19 protein-coding genes are annotated in these 19,699 nt (G+C 48.2%); 6 read left to right on the top strand and 13 right to left on the bottom strand.

Features of this window, described 5'->3' with window-relative positions; all coding sequences use genetic code 11:
- Positions 1–33 precede the first annotated feature (33 nt).
- From FHT67_RS25000 to FHT67_RS24980, 5 genes are all read right to left on the bottom strand, one after another.
- Positions 34–1,044, bottom strand: coding sequence for a LacI family DNA-binding transcriptional regulator (locus tag FHT67_RS25000; protein WP_347880126.1), 1,011 nt, complete (start codon positions 1,042–1,044; stop codon positions 34–36).
- Positions 1,045–1,250: 206 nt separating this feature from the next.
- Entirely contained in the window at positions 1,251–1,874 is a 624-nt protein-coding gene (locus FHT67_RS24995) for a hypothetical protein (protein ID WP_167201676.1), read from the bottom strand.
- A 155-nt stretch (positions 1,875–2,029) separates the two neighbouring features.
- Positions 2,030–2,452, bottom strand: coding sequence for a macro domain-containing protein (locus FHT67_RS24990; RefSeq protein ID WP_167201675.1), 423 nt, complete (start codon positions 2,450–2,452; stop codon positions 2,030–2,032).
- A 136-nt stretch (positions 2,453–2,588) separates the two neighbouring features.
- Complete coding sequence (gene abc-f, locus FHT67_RS24985) at positions 2,589–4,340, bottom strand: ribosomal protection-like ABC-F family protein (RefSeq protein WP_167201674.1); 1,752 nt, start codon at positions 4,338–4,340, stop codon at positions 2,589–2,591.
- A 493-nt stretch (positions 4,341–4,833) separates the two neighbouring features.
- Positions 4,834–5,241, bottom strand: coding sequence for a MarR family winged helix-turn-helix transcriptional regulator (locus tag FHT67_RS24980; RefSeq protein ID WP_132309200.1), 408 nt, complete (start codon positions 5,239–5,241; stop codon positions 4,834–4,836).
- Between the two features lie 114 nt (positions 5,242–5,355).
- Between FHT67_RS24980 and FHT67_RS24975 the strand changes: the two genes are divergently transcribed.
- Both FHT67_RS24975 and FHT67_RS24970 read left to right on the top strand, forming a co-directional pair.
- Positions 5,356–5,547: a hypothetical protein gene (locus FHT67_RS24975; protein ID WP_167201673.1), complete on the top strand. Its 192-nt coding sequence runs from the start codon at positions 5,356–5,358 to the stop codon at positions 5,545–5,547.
- Positions 5,548–5,721: 174 nt separating this feature from the next.
- Positions 5,722–6,609, top strand: a complete 888-nt coding sequence (locus tag FHT67_RS24970; RefSeq protein ID WP_167201672.1) for a YihY/virulence factor BrkB family protein — start codon at positions 5,722–5,724, stop codon at positions 6,607–6,609.
- Between the two features lie 141 nt (positions 6,610–6,750).
- Here FHT67_RS24970 and FHT67_RS24965 read toward each other — a convergent pair whose 3' ends face one another.
- Positions 6,751–7,362, bottom strand: a complete 612-nt coding sequence (locus FHT67_RS24965) for an alpha/beta hydrolase (RefSeq protein ID WP_167201671.1) — start codon at positions 7,360–7,362, stop codon at positions 6,751–6,753.
- Between the two features lie 219 nt (positions 7,363–7,581).
- On the opposite strand from FHT67_RS24965, the gene FHT67_RS24960 reads away from it, so the two are divergent.
- The 4 genes from FHT67_RS24960 to FHT67_RS24945 all read left to right on the top strand — a co-directional run bounded on the left by FHT67_RS24960 (position 7,582) and on the right by FHT67_RS24945 (position 11,959).
- The gene (locus FHT67_RS24960) at positions 7,582–8,139 is read left to right on the top strand and encodes a DUF420 domain-containing protein (RefSeq protein ID WP_132309192.1); all 558 of its coding nucleotides are present in this window, start codon (positions 7,582–7,584) and stop codon (positions 8,137–8,139) included.
- A 198-nt stretch (positions 8,140–8,337) separates the two neighbouring features.
- Positions 8,338–9,771 carry a spore germination protein gene (locus FHT67_RS24955; protein ID WP_167201670.1) on the top strand — a complete coding sequence of 478 codons (1,434 nt, stop codon included), beginning with the start codon at positions 8,338–8,340 and terminating at the stop codon, positions 9,769–9,771.
- Complete coding sequence (locus FHT67_RS24950) at positions 9,768–10,865, top strand: GerAB/ArcD/ProY family transporter (RefSeq protein ID WP_167201669.1); 1,098 nt, start codon at positions 9,768–9,770, stop codon at positions 10,863–10,865. Before FHT67_RS24955 ends, FHT67_RS24950 begins: the two co-directional genes overlap by 4 nt.
- Entirely contained in the window at positions 10,862–11,959 is a 1,098-nt protein-coding gene (locus FHT67_RS24945) for a Ger(x)C family spore germination protein (RefSeq protein ID WP_167201668.1), read from the top strand. The genes FHT67_RS24950 and FHT67_RS24945 overlap by 4 nt, the downstream gene beginning before the upstream one ends.
- 98 nt (positions 11,960–12,057) lie before the next feature.
- Here the strand turns inward: FHT67_RS24945 and FHT67_RS24940 are convergent, their stop codons facing one another.
- The 7 genes from FHT67_RS24940 to FHT67_RS24910 form a co-directional block, all read right to left on the bottom strand.
- A complete protein-coding gene (locus FHT67_RS24940) occupies positions 12,058–12,951 on the bottom strand; it encodes an ABC transporter permease subunit (RefSeq protein ID WP_132309184.1) in 894 nt (297 codons plus the stop codon).
- Positions 12,948–13,910: an ABC transporter ATP-binding protein gene (locus tag FHT67_RS24935; RefSeq protein WP_167201667.1), complete on the bottom strand. Its 963-nt coding sequence runs from the start codon at positions 13,908–13,910 to the stop codon at positions 12,948–12,950. The genes FHT67_RS24940 and FHT67_RS24935 overlap by 4 nt, the downstream gene beginning before the upstream one ends.
- Entirely contained in the window at positions 13,907–15,073 is a 1,167-nt protein-coding gene (locus tag FHT67_RS24930) for a hypothetical protein (RefSeq protein WP_167201666.1), read from the bottom strand. Before FHT67_RS24930 ends, FHT67_RS24935 begins: the two co-directional genes overlap by 4 nt.
- A 13-nt stretch (positions 15,074–15,086) precedes the next feature.
- Entirely contained in the window at positions 15,087–15,620 is a 534-nt protein-coding gene (locus FHT67_RS24925) for a sigma-70 family RNA polymerase sigma factor (protein ID WP_207918164.1), read from the bottom strand.
- A gap of 179 nt (positions 15,621–15,799) precedes the next feature.
- The gene (gene metE / locus FHT67_RS24920) at positions 15,800–18,088 is read right to left on the bottom strand and encodes a 5-methyltetrahydropteroyltriglutamate--homocysteine S-methyltransferase (RefSeq protein WP_167201665.1); all 2,289 of its coding nucleotides are present in this window, start codon (positions 18,086–18,088) and stop codon (positions 15,800–15,802) included.
- A gap of 102 nt (positions 18,089–18,190) precedes the next feature.
- On the bottom strand, positions 18,191–19,099 hold the full coding sequence (locus FHT67_RS24915) for a LysR family transcriptional regulator (protein WP_132309176.1): 909 nt from the start codon (positions 19,097–19,099) through the stop codon (positions 18,191–18,193).
- Positions 19,100–19,150: 51 nt separating this feature from the next.
- Positions 19,151–19,696 carry a GrpB family protein gene (locus FHT67_RS24910; protein ID WP_167201664.1) on the bottom strand — a complete coding sequence of 182 codons (546 nt, stop codon included), beginning with the start codon at positions 19,694–19,696 and terminating at the stop codon, positions 19,151–19,153.
- Positions 19,697–19,699 lie beyond the last annotated feature (3 nt).

Raw genomic sequence — 19,699 nt, 5'->3', positions numbered from 1 at the left:
AGGGTAATCGCTCCTTTCGGTATGAATTTACGGTTATTTGGTAGACTGTCTGACGACTAGCCGTGGCACCAATTGATTGGGAAGCTCCTTGCTTTGTTCCTGCCGGATCAATCGGTCTAACAGCCGGACGGATTGCGTACCCATCTCCCCGGCATCCACCTTGACCGTCGTTAAGGATGGCGAGAACATGGCGGCAAAATCAACGTCATCGAATCCGACAACCGATACTTGCTCGGGAATCCGAACCCTTTGCTCCAGCAGAAACTTCATTGCGCCCATTGCGAGCATGTCATTTGTGGCGAAAAGAGCCGTATACGCGCCTTTCCGAAATTGATTCCACTCCCGGCTCATGATCTCGTAGCCTTCTCCGAAAGTCGAAGTCGCCGCGGATTGAATGGACACATCCGACTGCTGGAGACCGGCTTGCATGATAGAGGTCATGAATCCTTTCAGGCGCAAGTGGTGGCTTCGATGGCTTTGCGGCCCCGCAACGACGAATATCCGTTCATGCCCGGTTTGCGTCAAATGTTCGGCAACAAGCCGCCCGCCTTCTTCATCTTCGTTGACGATATGGATAACGCCGTCCACATCCGTCGAACCGTTCACCATGACGAACGGGATGCCGAAGTTCGTAATGTGATCAATCACGTTCTGCTGCAGCCGGCTGATGAGAATAAGCCCGTCCACCCGCTTCTCGATCATGAAGTCGGCCGATCGATACGACATATCGTGATCCGTTGTAACGAATATCGAATAATTCAGCCGTGCCGCTTCCAGCAAGACGGCATCGACGATTTTCCCATAGAAGGGATGTGAGGCAATCGGAAGATCCCTTCTATACAAAAGCACCCCAATGTTATGCGTTCTTTGCGACACCATAGCTCTTGCGACCGCATTCGGTTTGTATTGCAATTCTTCGACTAGCCCAAGTACCTTATCGCGAGCTTCCGGACTGGAATATCCATTCCCGGAAATAATCCGCGAAACGGTCGATTTGGACACTCCGGCGCGCCGGGCGATTTCTTTGATGGTCGGATTATCCACGGGTGCACTCCCTTTCACAGCTGTGAGACCGTTCCCATATGGGATCGTTCCCATACGTATAGATTAAAGAGCGGATGTTTTATCTGCGTTAAACCGACCCTAAGGAATTGTAAATCCAGCGGCATAAATGTCCAGAAAAATGGAAAACCGCCGAATCGTGTCATGATTTCGGCGGTTTTGTGTAAAATGTAAATGTATTCGGTTATTTATTTCTTGGGAGTATATCTATCTGGATAATTGAGCATGGCTGCAACTTGACCGTTAAAAAGGATGGTCCCGAATAAAGGGCTGGTCTTATCTAACGTTAATTGACAGCTTGTAATCGGTTTGTTTCCGACATTTATTCCTTTACCTAATGATTCGTCCGTTACTTCGACTCCATTATTGCGATAAATCTCCTCAACCTTAGCCTTCCATTGTTCATTATGCTCAAGTGTATCGTCTTTCCAGGTAACGCTTAACGGTTTACTTATTGCGGTATATCGATATTCCCCTTGGCCGCGCTGTTTGGTTAAGTTTTGCTCGACGTCTTCTATATCTTCCGGTTTAAACTTAGCGGTAATCCCAATTAAAACAGGTTCGGAGAAATAATAATCAAACGTCAAACTGTATTCAGCAGGCCGGCCACTTATCATTATCTTTCCTTTGCCGATGAAAGTGCTAGTAGTACCAAGAGTTGTTTTGGTTACATCCTTTTCTGAGATTCCTAGGACATGAAAGGCCTCGGTTACGTTCATACCCCATTTAAACTTTTTTATAGGCGGAGGAGTTCCGTATGAAGAGTGTCGACTGCAACCGGTAAAAATAAGCACAAGTACCGCCATTAACATGAAACATAGGCCACATTTACGCAAATCATTACCTCCTAATGCTCTGTTTGCGATACGTTATACCCAGTTTTTCCCTCACGGCATTATACGCTGGGCAAACCATAAATGTTGCGCTAAAAAAGGCAGCCGTATCCCCCAGCTGCCTCACTTGATGTTCATAACGTACAAACTATGATTTCAACCTCCGTATCATCAAAAGCCTCTTTGATAATCTCTCTTACTTTTCCCCATTGAAGCTTATCAAGGCCGCATCCTATTTGCGGCATAGCAAGCTTGGTTATTCCTTCAGATATACACAGCTCTTTCATCGATACAACAGCTTGAGTAAGGGATTCGTATGTGGGTTTATGCCAGTATTTCGACTTGGTAATCAGATTCAAGGCTCTTCCTACTTTATAGCATTTTCCTATTTCTAATGAACTCCTATTTGCCGCATCTTGAAGAGCTTTAAGTTTAAACCTCTTCCTAAATTCAACCGCAATTCCTGCACCCATTTTTGCATCCGAAGAAATGCAGTGAGCTAAGTAATAATCCTCTGTCATCGTGAACAGGTCTCTTTTTATTTCTTTAAAGTCCATGCATGCCGCCCCCATCCAGATCAATACGAAATGTCTTAATATAACATTACCACATCTTGGAACTTAACTGACCTATGTTTCAATGAAAATGGCAGCTGATCCTCTCACCAGCTGCCATTTTGCTACACTTCATTGTTCAAGTACTTAACTGCTTCTTACGAGAGAGTAGCTGTTTGTACTCTTCATCAAGCTCAACATACCGGATGTCAGTTGGCTTCAGCATGCTTAGTTCCGCAAGCACCGAAACGATGCGATTCGCGATAACCAGCTTCTCCTCTTCCAGCTGCTGTTCGTTCCTGTCGCCCGAACCTAGTACACTCTGCGTCCGCTCGCGAAACGCTTTGTAGCCGGATTCAATCCGCTTAATATGACCGTCCTCAAAAACGAGCAGCTTCGTGCAGATTTTATCCATCAGATATCTGTCATGCGAGACTACGATAAGCGTACCTCGATACTCCGACAGTGTCTCTTCAAGCTGCTCGCGGCTTGCCAGATCGAGATGGTTGGTCGGCTCATCCAGGATGAGCAAATCCTGCTCGCGCTGCATAAGCAGCGAAAGCTTGATCCGCGTGCGTTCTCCAAGGCTTAGCTGAGCTATCGGCTTTTGAAGCATAGACGCATCGAAGCCCATATTGGCCAGCAATGTCCGTGCTTTCCCAATATCGCTTCGGACTTCATGACTCTCCTGCAAAAGCTCGAGAACGGTTTGCCGCTGATTGAGATCCGATACATCCTGCGTTAAATATGCGACTTTGGCAGTTGGACTCATCCATAGCTGCCCGGAATCGACCGTTTTTTTGCCCAGCAGCAGTTGAATAAGCGTTGTTTTTCCGCAGCCGTTCGGCCCAAGCAAACCGATCTTCTCCCCGCGTTGCAAATAAAAAGAGCTATCCTTAAACAAGGAGCGCATGCCGTACGACTTGCTAATCCGCTGTGCTTCTACGATTCGCCGGCCGCGTTTGTCCGGGTGATCCCACCCAAAGAACACCTTAGCTTCCTCATTAGGCTTCTTCACGCCTTCAAGTTCGATCTTTTCCAGGCGATGAATGCGGGATTTGATTTGCTTATCCATGCTTTTGGCTTTGCTGCGGTAGAATTCCTTCACGCCTGCGCGCATCTCAGCCATTTTCCCAACCTTGCCTGCTTCGCGATGCGCTTTCTCGGACCAGCTTTTCAACCGTTTGATTTCCGCTTCAATCTTCTGCTCGTATTTCTGCCGTTCTTCATACTGATGCAGTTGACTCTGGAAGCGACGGGATTTTTCTTCCCTATAGAACGTGTAGTTACCCGGGAACGACGTCGACACGCCATCTTGCAGCTCAATGATCCGATCCACCGTTTGATCGAGAAAATAACGATCATGCGATATGACAATTGTCGTCCCGTTGTACCGTCGCAGCTCTTGGACGAGGGAATCTACCCCTTCGAAATCCAAATGATTCGTTGGTTCGTCGAGCAGTAAGATATCTGGCTTTGAGGACAAAATATGCGCAATCGCCAGCTTCGTCTTCTCTCCTCCGCTCAATCCCGCTAAACGCGCTCCGTCCCACTCCTTCACCTTTTGCAAGCCGAAATGGCTTGTAGTCTTTAGAAACTGCTCGGTTTCATGGGCCAATTCGGAATGATCTATCATGTTGCTGAAGGTATTAACGGTATACGAAGTCGACTGCAGCAAATAACCGATTCGAAGCTGATCCCGGTGGAAGGTGATCTTGCCATTGTCAGGAAGAATCGTACCGAAAATCAGGTTGGCTAGCGTTGTTTTTCCCGCCCCGTTCATCCCGACCAGGCCGATACGCTCACGGTTTGCCAAGTCGGCGTCTACGTTTACGAGCACATTCGTGTCGCCAAAGCTTTTTTTAATTCCGCGTAAAGTTAATATTGTCATTCCAATCACCACTTCTAGTTTAGTTAAACAACTGACAGGGGTTATGATTGTCGAATGACAAGGTGAAACGGCTACCGCCGTCCGTGGTGGCGAGCGCGTTTCAATCCGGTGAATTCTAAGCCATGTTTATTAGCACAGCTTATATGCGCTTAGAATTCAAAAAAACCGCAGGGCGCGCCTGCGGCTAAGGATATGCGGATATAGGAATAGCGTGAAAATACCCTAAATAGACGCCAATAAATGGCATCCACCAAGGTGGAAGGAGATCTCTCCAATAGACACACGTATCCTAATCCGCTCCGCGCATAGGCTGAGCTCTTATCACTTATCGTCATTTTCGAAAATCATGATCGACAGGAAATTAGGTCCACATGATGTCTGATTAGATACCTCCAATAATTTAAGATAACCCATTATAGCATGGCAATATCGCGCTTGCACCCCTCTATTTTCCAAAAGGGTAATAGGTTCCATTATCGGTCTTCATCTATAGCTAATGAATCGTCTCAAAAAACGCAAGATCAATTTGAAGATCATGAAGTTGTTTTAGATGGATTTCGGATATATGCTCCAAGAGTTCGAGTCCTTTGTCTGTTAACGAAAGAAGAATACTTCTCGCGTCATCCGGATTCGGCCGGCGCTTTATTAGTCCGGATTTCTGACAGCGGGATACTAAACCCACGCAAGCATGATGCGTAATTTGAAGCTTTTCAGCTGCCTCGGAAATAGTCGCGTAGTCACGTCCCGGATAGCCCTGTATGACAAGGAGTAATTGATGTTGCTGCGGCGTTAAACCTACCTCCTTGGCAACGTTTTCACTAAAATGCATAAATACACGCAATTTATACCTGAAGCTGGCCAATTGCTCGTACAAGGATTTTGTCATAATTTGAGTTGACATTAATACATGCTCCTCTACATATTTATATCGTAATACGATACAATTTTCGGAAAGTTGAGGTAAGCCAGTACTATTAAAGGGATTAATAATCCATTTTAGATTGGGGATGAGCTTATGAAAGCAATGGAGATTTTCAAATCCATTTCCATCGGAATATTGATTGCTGTATTTGCTCTTGGGCTTTTACCGTTTCTAGTCGTATTTAGTTTAGCAGACATGTACGGGTTACCTGAAAATTACGAATGGCTTGAGCCCCCTTCACTTTTGTTCATGCTCCCAAGAAAGAAGAAGGTTAAAAAAGAATAGTTGTTATTCTTTATTTGTGAAAGTGAATTTGTATTCCCAACTGCCGCAAATTATGAAGCCTTCATTCTGCAGACGATAGAGTCCCTCCAACTGCCCGGATCCCTTGTTTAAATAATTACTCCTGTTTAGAGTCAGGCCTCTCTTGTTTATCTTCTACTAAGAGGAGTGAGGGCTATGAAACGAGTTTCGAAGATTCTTCCGTTTTTCAAAAATCTGTACAGCCGCTTTCGCGATGATGACGTTCCTGCTCTAGGAGCGCAGCTTACGTATTATTTTATTTTGTCCTTTTTTCCGTTTCTAATTTTTGTGGTGAGCTTGATGAGTTTTGCCCGGCTGTCTGGAGATAGTGTCGTCGCTGAGCTAATTCGCTTGATGCCCGGGCAAACAGGCGAAGCGATCCAAGCGATTCTGGGGGAGGTAACAAACGACAGCAGGGGCACTTTGTTATCGATCGGCATGATTGCTACGCTCTGGTCGGCCTCCAATGGCGTGAATGCGGTCATTAAAGGAGTTAATAAAGCCTATGATGTCGAAGAAAACCGCCCGTTTTGGAAGGTTCGCGCGATTTCGCTTGCGGCTACGGTTGTGTTAGCGCTTGCTATTTTGCTGGCGATTGTTTTGCTGATTTTTGGAGAGGTGATCGGTGAGTTTCTGTTTGATTGGTTCGATTCCCCTGTAGGCTTCGGACTCATCTGGGGCACCTTGAAATACGTCGTTCCCATTTCGTTTATGATTGTTGTTTTCTCGCTGCTGTATTGGATTGTCCCCAATCGTAACATTCATTTCAAATCGGCCGTCCCGGGTGCTCTGTTTGCGACCTTCGGCTGGATTGCTTCATCGCTTCTGTTCCAATTCTATATTAACAACTTTGGGAACTATTCCAAGACGTACGGAAGCATTGGCGGCATTATCATCCTGCTGATCTGGCTGTATATCAGCTCAAATATTATTATTCTGGGCGGAGAGGTCAATGCTACACTTACAGCCGCGAAAGCAAGGCCCTCTGTTCATAACGCACTGCCGAACGGCAGCCGCAAGCAAAAACACTCTCTAAATCTGTAGTCCGACGAGCGGATTCAATAAAGCGACTAGCCAAGGGGCGCATGGCGCTTCCCCGATACAATGATGAAAACAGCAGCCGAACTTAATTAGCCGGCTGCTTTCATATGTCAGCACTCTATGCCTACGATGATTTCATAGCCATTATTTTGTAAATGCTTCTTTATAAATTTCAATGACCTTCGTAAGAATAGTAAGGTTATTATCTATGCTTCCGCATTCTAATCCATGATCGGCATTCGGAATTTCAAACGCCCTTTGATTGCTTTTCATTTTGAGTGCATGTTCCCTAGTAAAGTACGGATCGTTCCCGCCATAAATGACGATTCCCTCTGATGTATTTATAAATGGAATGGCATCGACTAAAGGGGTTAAGTAGATATGCTTTATCTTTCTCTGTAAACTTCTGTATACTTCACCTGCTACAATGGTCCCCATGCTTTTGCTAATAAAAATGATTTCATTATAGTTATCTATTATTTTTTGAATGGAGTCTAAACATTCCTCTACAACTCTTGATAAATCCTTCATGTCTAAACCGGTTCGAGCGGCTTGATAGCCGTATTCCATTATAAATAAATCATTATGGTATTGAAGAGCGGTATTCCCCGCATAGTAAAGAAGCGGTAGTTCACAAGAGTAATTTTTACCCGGGAATAGAACCACAAGTTTATGGTTTCGTTCTTGAACCGAAATAAGTTTTTGCTTTAAATCTGTTCCCCAATAGGACGGAACCGTAATCATCTCTAACTTCATTTCTTTTCAATCCCTTCGTATAACCGTTTATATGGCTATTTCCACCATTGTATGTCTAATGCACAGGTGAAAGCAAAGGAGGTTCACTTCAGTTAAATATCGCCTCGAAATAGTCAATAAGATTTCGCTATTTAGACATTAAAGCCTGATTGCTGTATGACAAAACCCGTCTATAATGAAGCCATTACCATGTGGTTGGAAAGGAGCTCTCCGGATTAAATGAATGAAAAGCAACAAGCGCCGCGGCAAGCCGGCAATAAAAATTATACGGCTGCCATCGTCACGATTTCGCTGATCGCAAATATCGTTATACTTCTCTTGTTCTTCTCGCCGATTGGCTACAAGGGAGATATCGATTTCGACCTTACCATCTTCCCCAGAATCAATGGGCTATTGAACAGCTTCACCTTTATCTTCCTGCTGGCCGCGTTGATCGCGATTCTGCGGAAGAACGTTAAGCTTCACAAAGGGTTCATTCTCGCAGCCTTTTCTTCAACCTTGTTGTTCCTTGTCTCCTATTTAACCTTTCATTATATGTCCTCGGAGACGGCGAGCTTTGGCGGAGAAGGCGTAATCCGGCCGATTTATTTCTTCATCCTTATCTCGCACAGCTTTCTGGCGGCCATCATCGTTCCGTTAGCTTTGTTCACGCTCGTATGGGGATGGACAAACCAGCTGCATAAGCATCGCAGAATCGCCCGTTGGACAATGCCGATCTGGCTTTATGTCAGCTTGACCGGGGTTGTCGTGTTCCTTATGATGGAACCTTATTATTAAGTTAATCTTAGCCATAGAGGGTTGTTGAAGATCATATCTTCGACAACCCTCTTGCATTTATCTCATCCCCTTCATTCCTTCATAGATTTTTCCTGTCCATATTGAGACCATAAGCCCTTTATCGGATCCCCGCATGCCACATAATTTTTCCATTCAATGGCTATAGTAAGGAAATCAATGGAATAGGAGGAGATCCATATGAACCCGTCTGTAGCAGCATCAGAGCAATACTTCAGCCGGCAATTCTTCGAACAAAGCGATTTTCAATCGAAAAAGCTGTTGATCGGCGGAATAGAATACAGACTATTCTATCTGGACACCTTGATTGATTCCTCCCATATTCAGGAGTTTATACTGAAACCGCTGCTCTCCCGGCCTATGAGTGAGGTTCGCGAGGTTATATCGATTCTCGACTATGCCGAGACCAATCGCCTCGAAGAAGCCGTTCAAGCAATTGTATGCGGCAAGACGGTGCTGCATCGCAACGGGGAGAGCAAATTGTATCTGCTTGGCGCGGATCTGAAGAAGGAACGCACCATTAATATTCCGACGAATGAACGTGTTCTTCGCGGAGCCAATGAAGCATTCATAGAGAATCTGGATACCAATCTTAATTTGATGCGCAAGATGATTCCTTCAACCGAGCTTATTGTCAAGACGTATACGATAGGACGATTATCCAAGACGAAGGTATCGGTTATGTACCTGAAGTCGGTCGCTGAGCCGTCACTTGTTGCAGAATTGGACAAGCGCCTGCTAAGCATCGACATCGATTATACGGATGCGCCAGGTTTTATTGACGAGCTAATCCGTGACAAGAAGTTCAGCTTGTTCCCTCAACTCTTAATTACCGAACGTCCTGATCGCGCGCGCGCGTATTTAATGGAGGGAAAAATGGTTATCGCGACGTCGGGATCGCCGGATGCCATTATTTTGCCGGTCACGTTCTGGTCTTTTTTCCAAAGCCCCGACGATTACCATATTAGCGCGATTCTTGGAACCTTTTTCCGGCTTCTTCGTCTTGCTTGCTTCCTGCTGACCATCGGGCTGCCGGCCTTTTACGTGTCAGTCAGTTCCTTTAATCCGCAGCTGCTGCCGATTAACTTCGTGAATACGCTGCAAAGCTCATTGAAATACGTAACTTTCCCACCGTTAGTCGAGACGCTTTCCATGATGCTTTTGCTTGAAATTTTAAGAGAGGCCACCATACGTCTAGCTAGTCCAGCCGGTCAAACCATAGGCGTTGTCGGCGGTATTGTTATCGGAACCGTAGTGGTACAATCCAATCTGGCGTCCAACACGATGGTTATCGTCGCCGCTTTAACGGGCTTGGCTTCTTTTGTTATTCCATCCTACGAGATGAGCAGCGCGGTAAGACTGCTCGGTTATCCTGCGATTTTACTTTCTTCGGTCTTTGGGCTGCTTGGTCTGGCTTTCTTTTTTATGTTGATGATTATTTACCTATGTCAAATGAGCACGATGGGACAGCCTTACTTTACTCCCCCTTTCACATTAAGCGGGATAAGGGATACACTGATCCGCTCACCCATTTGGAACCTGCGTAAAAGGCCAAACGGAACAGCATCATATAATCAAACTAGGCTGCGGCATCCAAGGAGTTGGAAGAGATGATGAAGGAAGAAGCGATCACCGGAAGACAGCTAATCACCTTAACCATAATGGCTCAGCTTGGCATCGAGGTTCTATCCCTCCCCCATGCGGGAGCCGAAACTGCCGGTCACGATACGTGGCTGGCTGTTTTGATTAGCGGATTAGCCGCGCAAATTGGAATTCTACTAATCTGGTGGCTGGGCAGCCGGTATCCGAACCGGAACTTCTATGCGTATACGCGAGAAATTGTTGGCAGACCTATCGGTATTGCCCTCAACCTTTTGTACGGATGTTATTATGCCTTCTCGGGGCTTCTCATTACAGCCCTATACGCCGATATTTTAAAACGTTGGATCTTTTTGTTTACTCCAAGATGGCTGATCTTCCTTATGCTGTTTATCCTTTGCGGATACGCAGCCACTTCTACGCTAAAGAGACTGGCCTTCATCTCGCAGACCTTTATGATTTTCCCCGTCATTTGCTTTCTCCTTATTGCGTTTAGCGGCATTTACGGGTTGGATCCAAGGAATCTTCTCCCGGTCTTGTCGGGAGGCTGGTCGCCTGTAATAAGAGGAGTATATGTCGCCTTCAGCGCTTATATCGGCTACGATCTGCTTCTATACGCTTATCCCTATGTGCATGCCGGCAAGAAAAAGATTCTGCTTGCGATATCCATTGCCAATGCTTCCACGATCGTCTTTTATGTAACCGTCTGCCTCGTCTGTACCACGATGTTTAGCCAGAGGCAGCTGATTATCGTGCCGGAGCCGATAATTTTTATATTAAAAAACTATCGCATTCAAATATTGCAAAGCCTGGATATTCTGTTTCTTGTCTTTTATGTCTTTGTAGTCTGCCCCACGATCAATGTGTACTTTTTTCTCGCTTCCAAAGCCTTTGTGCATTTGCGCACCGCAGGACTAGGCAAGCGGTATATCTGGGTCTGGATTCTTATTGCGGCTTGCTTTATTGCAAGCTTCTCACTGACAAAGCGCATTGATATTTTGCGAATCGCTTCCTTCCAGGATCGGTTTTCGATTCTCATCGTCGCTGCATTCCCACTTCTCCTGCTCCTTATTTCCGGGATACGGAGTGCCGGGAGGCATCGGGCATGAAGAGATCCATGATTGCCTTACTCATCTGCGTTTTTATTACAGGCTGCTGGGATCAGCTTCAATTAAAAAAGCTGCTTTTTGTCGATATTATCGGGATTGATTACGAAGGCAACAGCAAGCAGCTTAAAGTGGATTATGTCATCTCCGCCCTTCGGGAATCCAATCAAGGCGCTGGCAGGCCGACTTCCCTGCACATGGAGGCAACGGGGTCCAATCTGTATGACGCCGTTGCCAATACGAACAAGGAAATTCCAGGCACACTTTCGGTTCTCGAGACGAGGCTTTATCTGATAAGCTCCCGCTTCGCGAAGGACGAACCGCTGCGGCATCTGGACATTGCCAGCCAATTTGCTTCCAATCCGTTATACGCTTATTTGGCTGTATATGACGGTGATCTCTCAAAGCTGCTGGACCAAAAAGGGATGAGGGATCAGACCGTTTCCAACTACCTTATCGGTCTTCTTGATGACGAGATCCGCAGAGGAAAAATTCCTTCCAATAAATTGCTTCATTACATTCTCGGAGGTAACCAGTTCATGAACGATTTCGCCTTGAACAGGTTCGAGCCCTTTAAAGGCGATGCACGCTTGAACGGTACGGCCTTATTCAGCGACGGTCGTTATACCGGCAAAAATCTGAACAATGAGGAAACGCAGCTTGCAACCTTGATGGAAAGCCCGGCCGGGAAAAACCAATTGCTCTCCGGCCAACGGAATGGCAAGTCCTATTCGGTACTCGTACAATCTGCCAAACGCCACTTTCATATGGTTACGGATGCAGACAAGCTCCGTGAAATTGAAATTGCCTTGCAGCTGCAGCTCAAGCTGGTTGAGGATGGCTCCGAATTCAAGAAGCATACGGATAAGATGCTGCAGGAGATGGAATTCGCTATAGCAGCGGATCTTACGACAAGAATAACCAAGGTTATGGCCGCTCTTCAGCAGGCGAATTGCGATTACTTGCAGCTCGGCCATGAGGTCGCCGTCTATCATCCAAGCCTATTCAAAAATCTCGACTGGCGGGAGCAGTATCCTTCGCTTAGCATTAAGCCGAAAGTAACCGTAAAAATTCTGAACACTGCGATTTTGGAGTAAGAGAACGCCAGAGTTCGCCTGAGCCGTTCCAAGCGGACATAAAGACAAATGGCCCCCATTAAGGGGACCTGGCTATTTCGATAGTTGTACATGCAGACTCAAAAGTCCTTCCGTCGAATGGCATACAAACCTGCCGCAAGGAAAACCGCGAAATAGACGGCGGTGTAATATAAAAAAGCGTCCGATGGCGGATTTACGATTGAAAAGTAACCTAATGAATCTCTGGAAGAAAACGATTCGCCCAGGTCTTTAACCTGGAATAAATCCGATAGCATCCGCTGCTGCAGCGCATCGGTTGGTATAAGCAAACGAATCAGACCCGACACCATCTCCATCGTATCGGCTGTTTTCGTTGATTCATTCGACGTAAACATCCCCGCGGCAATAACCCGGTCGAGCATGGTACCCAGCCAGCCCATTCCGAAGAGCAGCACCATGGCAACTCCGTTGCCAAGCGGCGCAAGCCAGCAGGAGGCAAGCATCGTCAAGGTAACCATCAGCAGTACCGGAGTGACGAACAAAGCAAGCGCCGGACCAATGGCGGACCAATCCGGGTGAACACCCGTCGCATACGTTACGATCCCAAGAATGGACACGAATAAAATAAGCGCATATGCAAGACAAAACGTAACAAATCCGAGCCAGCGGCCAAAATACCAAAACGCGCGTTTTATCGGCCTCGCGAATACCGATTGCAGCACCCCATGCTCCGCTTCTCCTGTAATGGCAGCGACAGAGCTGAATATAGCCAGAAATCCTGTTGCAAAGGAGGCAAAGAAAAAACCGATCCATAGCAAAATAGCGCTTCCCCTGAAGCGGTCAATTAAATTATCCAAGCTTATAATGCCGGAGTCGTAATGCGATACCGATGCTCCGGCGCTTCGCGCGATAAAATAGAACGCGATCCAGAACAATATCGTAAGCAGCAAAGTCATCAAGGTGACTTTCTTGCGTATCAGCTCTTTCCAGGTTAACATCCATACGGCAATCACCGGTTTTCCCCCCTATGCTCCAAACCCGATACTGCCTGCAAAAACCATTCATCCAGGCTTGACTTCACTTTCCGTGTCTCGTATAAAGCCAGGCCCTGCTCAATCAGCAGACGGTTAAAATAGCCAACCTGCTCGTCCTCGGCAAGCTCGGCCTCCAGCCATAGCTCTCCCCAAGCAGGCGTGTCGCCGCCTTCCCAAGGTATGATGTCTACCGGCGTAATCATCGCTTCGCGAAGCCAATCCAGCAGCTCGGGAGTCATGCCGCCTACCCGGAAGCGCCATCTTGTTGAAGCCCGAAGCACGTCCGATACGCGCCCGTCGGCCAGAATTCTGCCATTGTTCAGCAGCGCCACATGATCGCACAAAAGCTCCACATCCTCTAATAGATGGGAGTTCAAGAAGATCGTTTTCCCTTCCTTGCGCAGACGCTGGAGCAGCTCTCTTACTTCATGACGGCCAACGGGGTCCAAAGCGGATGCCGGTTCGTCCAGAAATACGATGTCCGGATCGGCCAACAGCGCGCAGGCAAGGCCAAGCCGCTGCTGCATTCCTTTGGAATATCCTTTAATCCGGTCCCGTCCCCGCTGTCCGATCCCGACCTCGTCCAGCAATTGGTTAATCCGGCGGTTGACCTCTGAGCCTTTCATTCCGCATAGCTTGGCATGAAAACGCATCGCCTCTTCTCCGCTTAACCATCCGGGATAACGGAATAATTCCGGCAAATAGCCTATGCGCCTCCTAGCCTCCACCGAACCGGCCGGTTGACCGAACAATAACGCCTTCCCTTCCGTTGGCGTCGTTAACCCTACCAGCATTTTGACAATGGTGCTCTTGCCGGCCCCGTTAGGGCCAAGGAAGCCAAAGGCTTCCCCGGCAGGAATGCGGAGCGTGACATCGTGACAGCCGCGTCCGTTCCCGTAGTTTTTCGTTAAGTTGAATGTTTCGATGGCATAACTCATTGTGCGATCAATTCCTTCACAATCCGTTCGGCTTCTTCGCGGGAAGCAGCGTCATACATTTGAACCTGCGTAACTTTTCCGTTCTTCAGCCAAGTGGCGTTCCAGCCATTCCAATCATTTTTGCTGCCCTCGAAATAGACGTCCGTACCGTTCACGACCGATTTCGTCACGTTGCCGTTCGTAATAATCGGGAATGGTACCTCTCCTTCGGAAATTCGCGTGCTTTGCATCAATACGTTTTTCAGGTTAGCGGGCAGAACAGGGAATCGGATCAATGCTTCATAAGCGTCTTCCGCCTCAATAGACGGGTCCATTTCGACCACCGGAACCGGAATGATGTTGACTCCGACATAATGCGATTTCTCGTTTGAATCCACGAAGCTGTAATCGGCGTTGATTCCTTCGCCCATCCGCAGCGTGATCGCTTTGCCGTCAACGGACGCCGGCAGCAATTGCTTCGCTCCGAGCTTTTTCATCACATCGTTAATCTCATCCACATCCAAGCGAAGAGTAAGAGCCTGCCCTTGCTGGGCGTAAATTTGAAGCTCGGCTTGCTTCCCGTACGGCGGCAGATCCAGCTTCTCCTTAAGCTCAATCCCGTACTTCTCGCGTACTTGCCCTACCGTTAAATCGGAGGCGTCTTCACCGGTAAAGGTGCGCTCGAATTGGCCAAACTTGTTGCTCGATTCCGCAGACACATCGGCTCCGAAGAAGCCCTCCAATGCCGTTTTGAAATCATCCTCCTGCACAACCGCAACCTGATTCATCTTAAACTTGCCCAGAATGGAAGCCAGCGCTTCGTTTGTAGACGGAATCGCGATTGCGGCGCAGATCAGTACGGCAGCCGCGGCAACGCCCGTCTTCACGCCATGCTTCTTCAACCAGCCGCGATATGGGGATGGAACAGGCTTCGCCGCGCGGCGTTCCTGTTCTTCGAGGGCTCTCTCTGGATATGCGGAATGCTCTTCTCCGGTCATGGCCGTTAAACCTGCCGCTTTATGCTCCGTATCCTCCGCGGTTACGCCTTCCTTCGTCCACGCCGCCCAAGCCGTAGAACCCTCATGCTCTTTCAGCTTAAGCGCAAGCTTGGCCCAAGCGTCGTTCGTCTCTTCCGGAGTAGGCAAGTTTGCTTGCTTCCGTTCATCAATTGGATGATTTGTCATCTGCTCTCTCTCCTTATTCATGCGACCATTGATTTTCGTGCTTTAATGCTTGCTTTCTTAATCGTTCTCCCGCCCGCTTCAGCAGCATGCCTACTTGAGGCTGCTGCACGTTTAATTCCTGCGCGATCTCCGAATAGCTGTATCCCGAGTAACGGAGAAGCAGCAAATCTCTGTCCCTTTCGGGCAAAGCGTTCAGCCAGCCTTGAATCTGCTCTTCCTCATCCTGCCGGATTACGGTCTGCTCTCCGGATTGGAAGGTCTGCGGCTCCGTCATCAGCTGCTTCTCCTGCCGCTGCACCAGCATTCGTTCTCTTGCCTTCTGATCCAGATAATCGTAGGCGCTTCTTGTTAGAACCTGATGCAGCCAAGCCCCAACGGCTTCCGGCCTTGACGGCGGATTCTTGTATAATTTCAGGAATACCTCCTGAGCCAAATCCTCTGCAGCCGATTGATCCCGCAGGAGTGCTATTAATTTTCGAAGTACGGACGGATAATGCTTATGAAAGATATCTTTAAACAAATCCGGCGCCGGATTGGAAATATTCATTCTCCATTGCCTCCTTGATATTCAATTGCCTTAACGCTTGCCCCGGGCTTAACGTTGACATGTATAAGACGGCTATCGACTCTATTTTGTAACACCTGTAGCCCAAATATGAAAAAAAAGATAAAATGACGCAAAAAGAGACTCTACCAATCGAGCAAGTAGAGTCTCTCTAATGCGTCTTAAGCCTTAACGGTAAACTTGTCGCGCGCCAGCTTGGTGGCTTCCACCATGTTGCGCAGCGAAGCGATGGTTTCATCCTTGCCGCGCGTTTTCAATCCGCAGTCCGGATTAATCCAGAACAGCTTAGGATCAAGAACTTGAAGCGCGCGGTCAATCATGTTTGTCATTTCTTGAACATCCGGTACGCGAGGGCTATGAATATCGTAAACGCCAAGGCCGATGCCATGCTTGTACGTATTCACTTCAAAGCTGTGGATCAGCTCGCCGTGACTGCGGGAAGTCTCGATGGAGATAACGTCCGCATCCATCTCTTCGATCGAATCAATCATATCGTGGAATTCGCAATAGCACATATGAGTGTGAATTTGCGTGGTGTCCTGAACGGTGCACGTTGTCATGCGGAACGCTTTAACCGCCCAATCCAGATAAGGCTTCTGCTCCTCTTCCTTCAGTGGAAGACCTTCCCGTACAGCCGGCTCATCTACCTGGATCATGCCGATGCCGGCATTCTCAAGCGCTTCTACTTCCTGGCGAAGAGCATAAGCAAGCTGATAAGCGATTTGCTCGCGTTCAATGTCGTCGCGGACAAAAGACCAGTTCATAATCGTGATCGGCCCCGTAAGCATGCCTTTCACCGGACGGTTTGTTTTGGATTGCGCATAGACGGTTTCTTCAACTGTCATAGCTTCCTTGAAGGCAACATCCCCGAAAATAACCGGAGGCTTCACGCAACGGGAGCCGTAGGATTGCACCCAGCCGTTTTGAGTGAACGCAAAGCCCTCAAGCTTCTCGCCGAAAAATTCAACCATGTCCGTCCGCTCAAACTCGCCGTGCACCAGTACGTCAAGTCCGATTTCTTCCTGATAGCTGATCCAAGCATCAATCTGATCTTGGATAAAGCTCGAATACTGCTCGTTGTTCCATTCGCCTTTGCGCCACGACTGGCGCGCTTTGCGTACTTCCGTCGATTGCGGGAAGCTTCCGATCGTTGTGGTCGGGAACAACGGCAGCTGCCATTTCACCTGCTGAGCCGCATTGCGATCCGCAAACGGGGATTTTCTTGCCGGTGCTTGCGATGCAATGCGCGCTACCGCGGATTGAACATCCGAACGGTTCCGGGAAGCGGACTGCTCTAGCGCCCCAACGTCCGATTGGTTAGCCTGAAGCGCTTCGGCAACGGACGCTTCGCCATTGTTCAAGGCTTGCGTAAGCAGCACGACTTCGTCCAGCTTTTCATCCGCAAAGGCAAGCGCATTCTTAAGCTCGGGCTGAAGCTTGGTCTCAGGCTTTGTCGTAACAGGGACGTGGAGCAGGCTGCAGGAAGTTTGGACGAGCAGCTTGTCGGCCGGAACAATTCCTTGCAGCTCCTTCAAAAGCTCCAGCTTCTTCGCAAGCGATGCCTTCCAGATGCCGCGGCCGTCAATCACGCCGGCGCCAAGCACTTTGCCGGCCGGGAAGCCGTATTGGCGAATCGCGGACAGGTTGCCTTTTAATCCATGCACGAAATCTAAACCAATGCCTTGCACAGGCAGATTAACAATTTCCTTGTATTGATCCACGGATTCAAAATAAGTCTGCAGCAAAATGTTGAGACCAGGCACTGCTTCGGCAATTTTGCCGTATACCGTTCTCAGACGGGCCAAGTCGTCATTGCTCAGCTTGGTTACAAGCACCGGCTCATCGATTTGCACCCATTGAACGCCTTCCGCCGCAAGCTCTTGAAGCACCTGCACATACAGCTTAAGGAGGATCGAGAGCCAGGAGTCAACCTCGGAGCGGCCGTATCCCTTCGACAGCTTGAGGAAGGAGAACGGGCCAAGAATAACCGGTTTGCCTTCGATCCCGAGCTTCTCTTTCGCTTCGCGGTATGCGATAAGCGGTTTATTTTCCGTAAGAGCCGGCTGTGCGCCATAGAACTCCGGAACAATGTAATGATAGTTCGTGTTGAACCATTTCGTCATTTCGCTTGCCGCAGCGTCTTTCGTGCCCCGGGCGATGCCGTAATAGACGGAAATGGGAACCGGACCGCCGTTATAGGAAAACCGCTTCGGAACGATACCGAACATGGCGGCCGTATCCAATACCTGATCGTAGTAGCTGAAGTCATTCACCGGAATGAAATCGATGCCTTTGTCCTGCTGTTTGCGCAGATGGTTCAAGCGAATATCCTGCAGCTGTTTGTGAAGCTCGGATTCCTCCAGCTTGCCTGCCCAGAATGCTTCCAGCGCTTTTTTCCATTCGCGGTTTTCACCGATTCGAGGGTAACCCAATACACTGCTCTTTGCCATCTTGCAACAACTCCTTAAGCTTTTGTTACAAGAAAGATATCATGGATTTCAAGTTATAGTGTAACTGTAAAATACTATATCCAGCTATAGCCAATAGCTATATCAAGGAGCGGGAGCTATCGCTTGATGCAAAGCCTCGATATAAGCGGTTCCAAGCTTGGATAACGCGGTGCTCCGGTGCGCAATCCAGCCTACGTTAATCGTCTCGTCCGTCTCAAGCGGCACGGGTATAATCTCGTTTCCGTTCAGATCCGCGCTAAGCACGCCGGTTGAGATCGTGTAGCCGTTCAAGCCAATCAGAAGGTTGAACAACGTTGCGCGGTCGTTGACCCGGATGCTTTTCTTATGCGATAAGGTGCTTAGAATCTCCTCGGCGAAGTGGAAGGAGTTATACTCCCCTTGGTCAAAGGACAGATACGGAAACTCGTCCAGCTGGTCGATCGTTACCTTTGCTTGCTTCGCGAGAGGATTCTTGATGCTGATGAAAATATGCGGCTTGGCCGTAAACAGGCTCGTGAACTGCAGGTTCGAGTCCTTCAGCAGCTTATTGATGACTTTGCCGTTGAATTCGTTCAGATAAAGGATGCCAATCTCGCTTCGAAGGCTTTTTACGTCCTCGATAATTTCGTAGGTCTTCGTTTCCCTAAGCGACAACTCGTATTCCTCTTGGCCGTATTCCTGGACTAGACTTACAAAGGCATTTACGGCAAAAGCATAGTGCTGCGTGGACACCGAAAAATGCTGCGGAGACGGCTTTTTATTCAAGTACCGGCCTTCCAGCAGCTCCGCCTGCTCCACCACCTGACGGGCATAGCCGAGGAACTCTACTCCCTCCTTGGAGAGGGATATCCCTTTATTCGAGCGCTCGAATATGGCCAGCTGCAGCTCTTCTTCCAGATCCTTAATGGCGTTCGACAGCGTTGGCTGCGATATAAACAGCCTCTTCGCCGCTTCGTTAATGGAGCCGCGGTTCGCGACTTCAATGATGTATTTGAGTTGAGTTAAAGTCATCTTCGCCTCCCGATTGCTGTTGAAGCTTAAGTTTCTTCCTATCGCGTATGCCTACCTGTCCGTCTCGCCCGGCTGCCAGCCGGTATCTTGCGACCAGAGATGCGCTCTATGCAGAATGTCCCATACGATGGGGGCTTTGCCTTCAACATACTTGATCCGCTCATGCTTGTGCAATTCCATCAGGCGGTGCTTCTCTTGCCCGTAACGCAGGCAATCCTTAGGGTGCTGCCGCAAATAATCGCGGAGCAACAGGTTCATCTGCTCCGAGAAGCTTCCTGCCTGCCTCACGTGAATATGGGTTCTGCGAGTACCGGGCGCTTCTCTGAAATACCTCTTTGATAAATCCGGATTGTCATCCCTATACACGAATCCGAGCTGTTCAATATTGGGTTTATAACGATCCAGCTCGTCCAATCGGGAGACGGAGATTTGAATATCGATGATCGGCTTCGCATCCAAACCGCTAATCGAAGTTGATCCAATATGATCAATTCTTAACGCAATATCACCTAAAGCTTCCCGCAAGCTTGCGGCCGTCTCTTGGAACATGAACGGCCACCTCGGGTCATGCTCCGCAATTCTCCATTGGTCCTCCACGCT

This window comes from Paenibacillus sp. BK720, from assembly GCF_011761545.1.
Taxonomy (GTDB): domain Bacteria; phylum Bacillota; class Bacilli; order Paenibacillales; family Paenibacillaceae; genus Pristimantibacillus.
The sequence above is the reverse complement of the archived record's forward strand: the minus strand, read 5'-3'. Positions and strand labels throughout refer to the sequence as shown.

Bases quoted from the DNA above. Each gene is read 5' to 3' on its own strand.
- FHT67_RS24995 (WP_167201676.1), bottom strand. From the start codon at position 1,874: ATGTTAATGGCGGTACTTGTGCTTATTTTTACCGGTTGCAGTCGACAC.
- FHT67_RS24990 (WP_167201675.1), bottom strand. From the start codon at position 2,452: ATGGACTTTAAAGAAATAAAAAGAGACCTGTTCACGATGACAGAGGAT.
- abc-f (WP_167201674.1), bottom strand. From the start codon at position 4,340: ATGACAATATTAACTTTACGCGGAATTAAAAAAAGCTTTGGCGACACG.
- FHT67_RS24980 (WP_132309200.1), bottom strand. From the start codon at position 5,241: ATGTCAACTCAAATTATGACAAAATCCTTGTACGAGCAATTGGCCAGC.
- FHT67_RS24975 (WP_167201673.1), top strand. From the start codon at position 5,356: ATGAAAGCAATGGAGATTTTCAAATCCATTTCCATCGGAATATTGATT.
- FHT67_RS24970 (WP_167201672.1), top strand. From the start codon at position 5,722: ATGAAACGAGTTTCGAAGATTCTTCCGTTTTTCAAAAATCTGTACAGC.
- FHT67_RS24965 (WP_167201671.1), bottom strand. From the start codon at position 7,362: ATGAAGTTAGAGATGATTACGGTTCCGTCCTATTGGGGAACAGATTTA.
- FHT67_RS24960 (WP_132309192.1), top strand. From the start codon at position 7,582: ATGAATGAAAAGCAACAAGCGCCGCGGCAAGCCGGCAATAAAAATTAT.
- FHT67_RS24955 (WP_167201670.1), top strand. From the start codon at position 8,338: ATGAACCCGTCTGTAGCAGCATCAGAGCAATACTTCAGCCGGCAATTC.
- FHT67_RS24950 (WP_167201669.1), top strand. From the start codon at position 9,768: ATGATGAAGGAAGAAGCGATCACCGGAAGACAGCTAATCACCTTAACC.
- FHT67_RS24945 (WP_167201668.1), top strand. From the start codon at position 10,862: ATGAAGAGATCCATGATTGCCTTACTCATCTGCGTTTTTATTACAGGC.
- FHT67_RS24935 (WP_167201667.1), bottom strand. From the start codon at position 13,910: ATGAGTTATGCCATCGAAACATTCAACTTAACGAAAAACTACGGGAAC.
- FHT67_RS24930 (WP_167201666.1), bottom strand. From the start codon at position 15,073: ATGACAAATCATCCAATTGATGAACGGAAGCAAGCAAACTTGCCTACT.
- FHT67_RS24925 (WP_207918164.1), bottom strand. From the start codon at position 15,620: ATGAATATTTCCAATCCGGCGCCGGATTTGTTTAAAGATATCTTTCAT.
- metE (WP_167201665.1), bottom strand. From the start codon at position 18,088: ATGGCAAAGAGCAGTGTATTGGGTTACCCTCGAATCGGTGAAAACCGC.
- FHT67_RS24915 (WP_132309176.1), bottom strand. From the start codon at position 19,099: ATGACTTTAACTCAACTCAAATACATCATTGAAGTCGCGAACCGCGGC.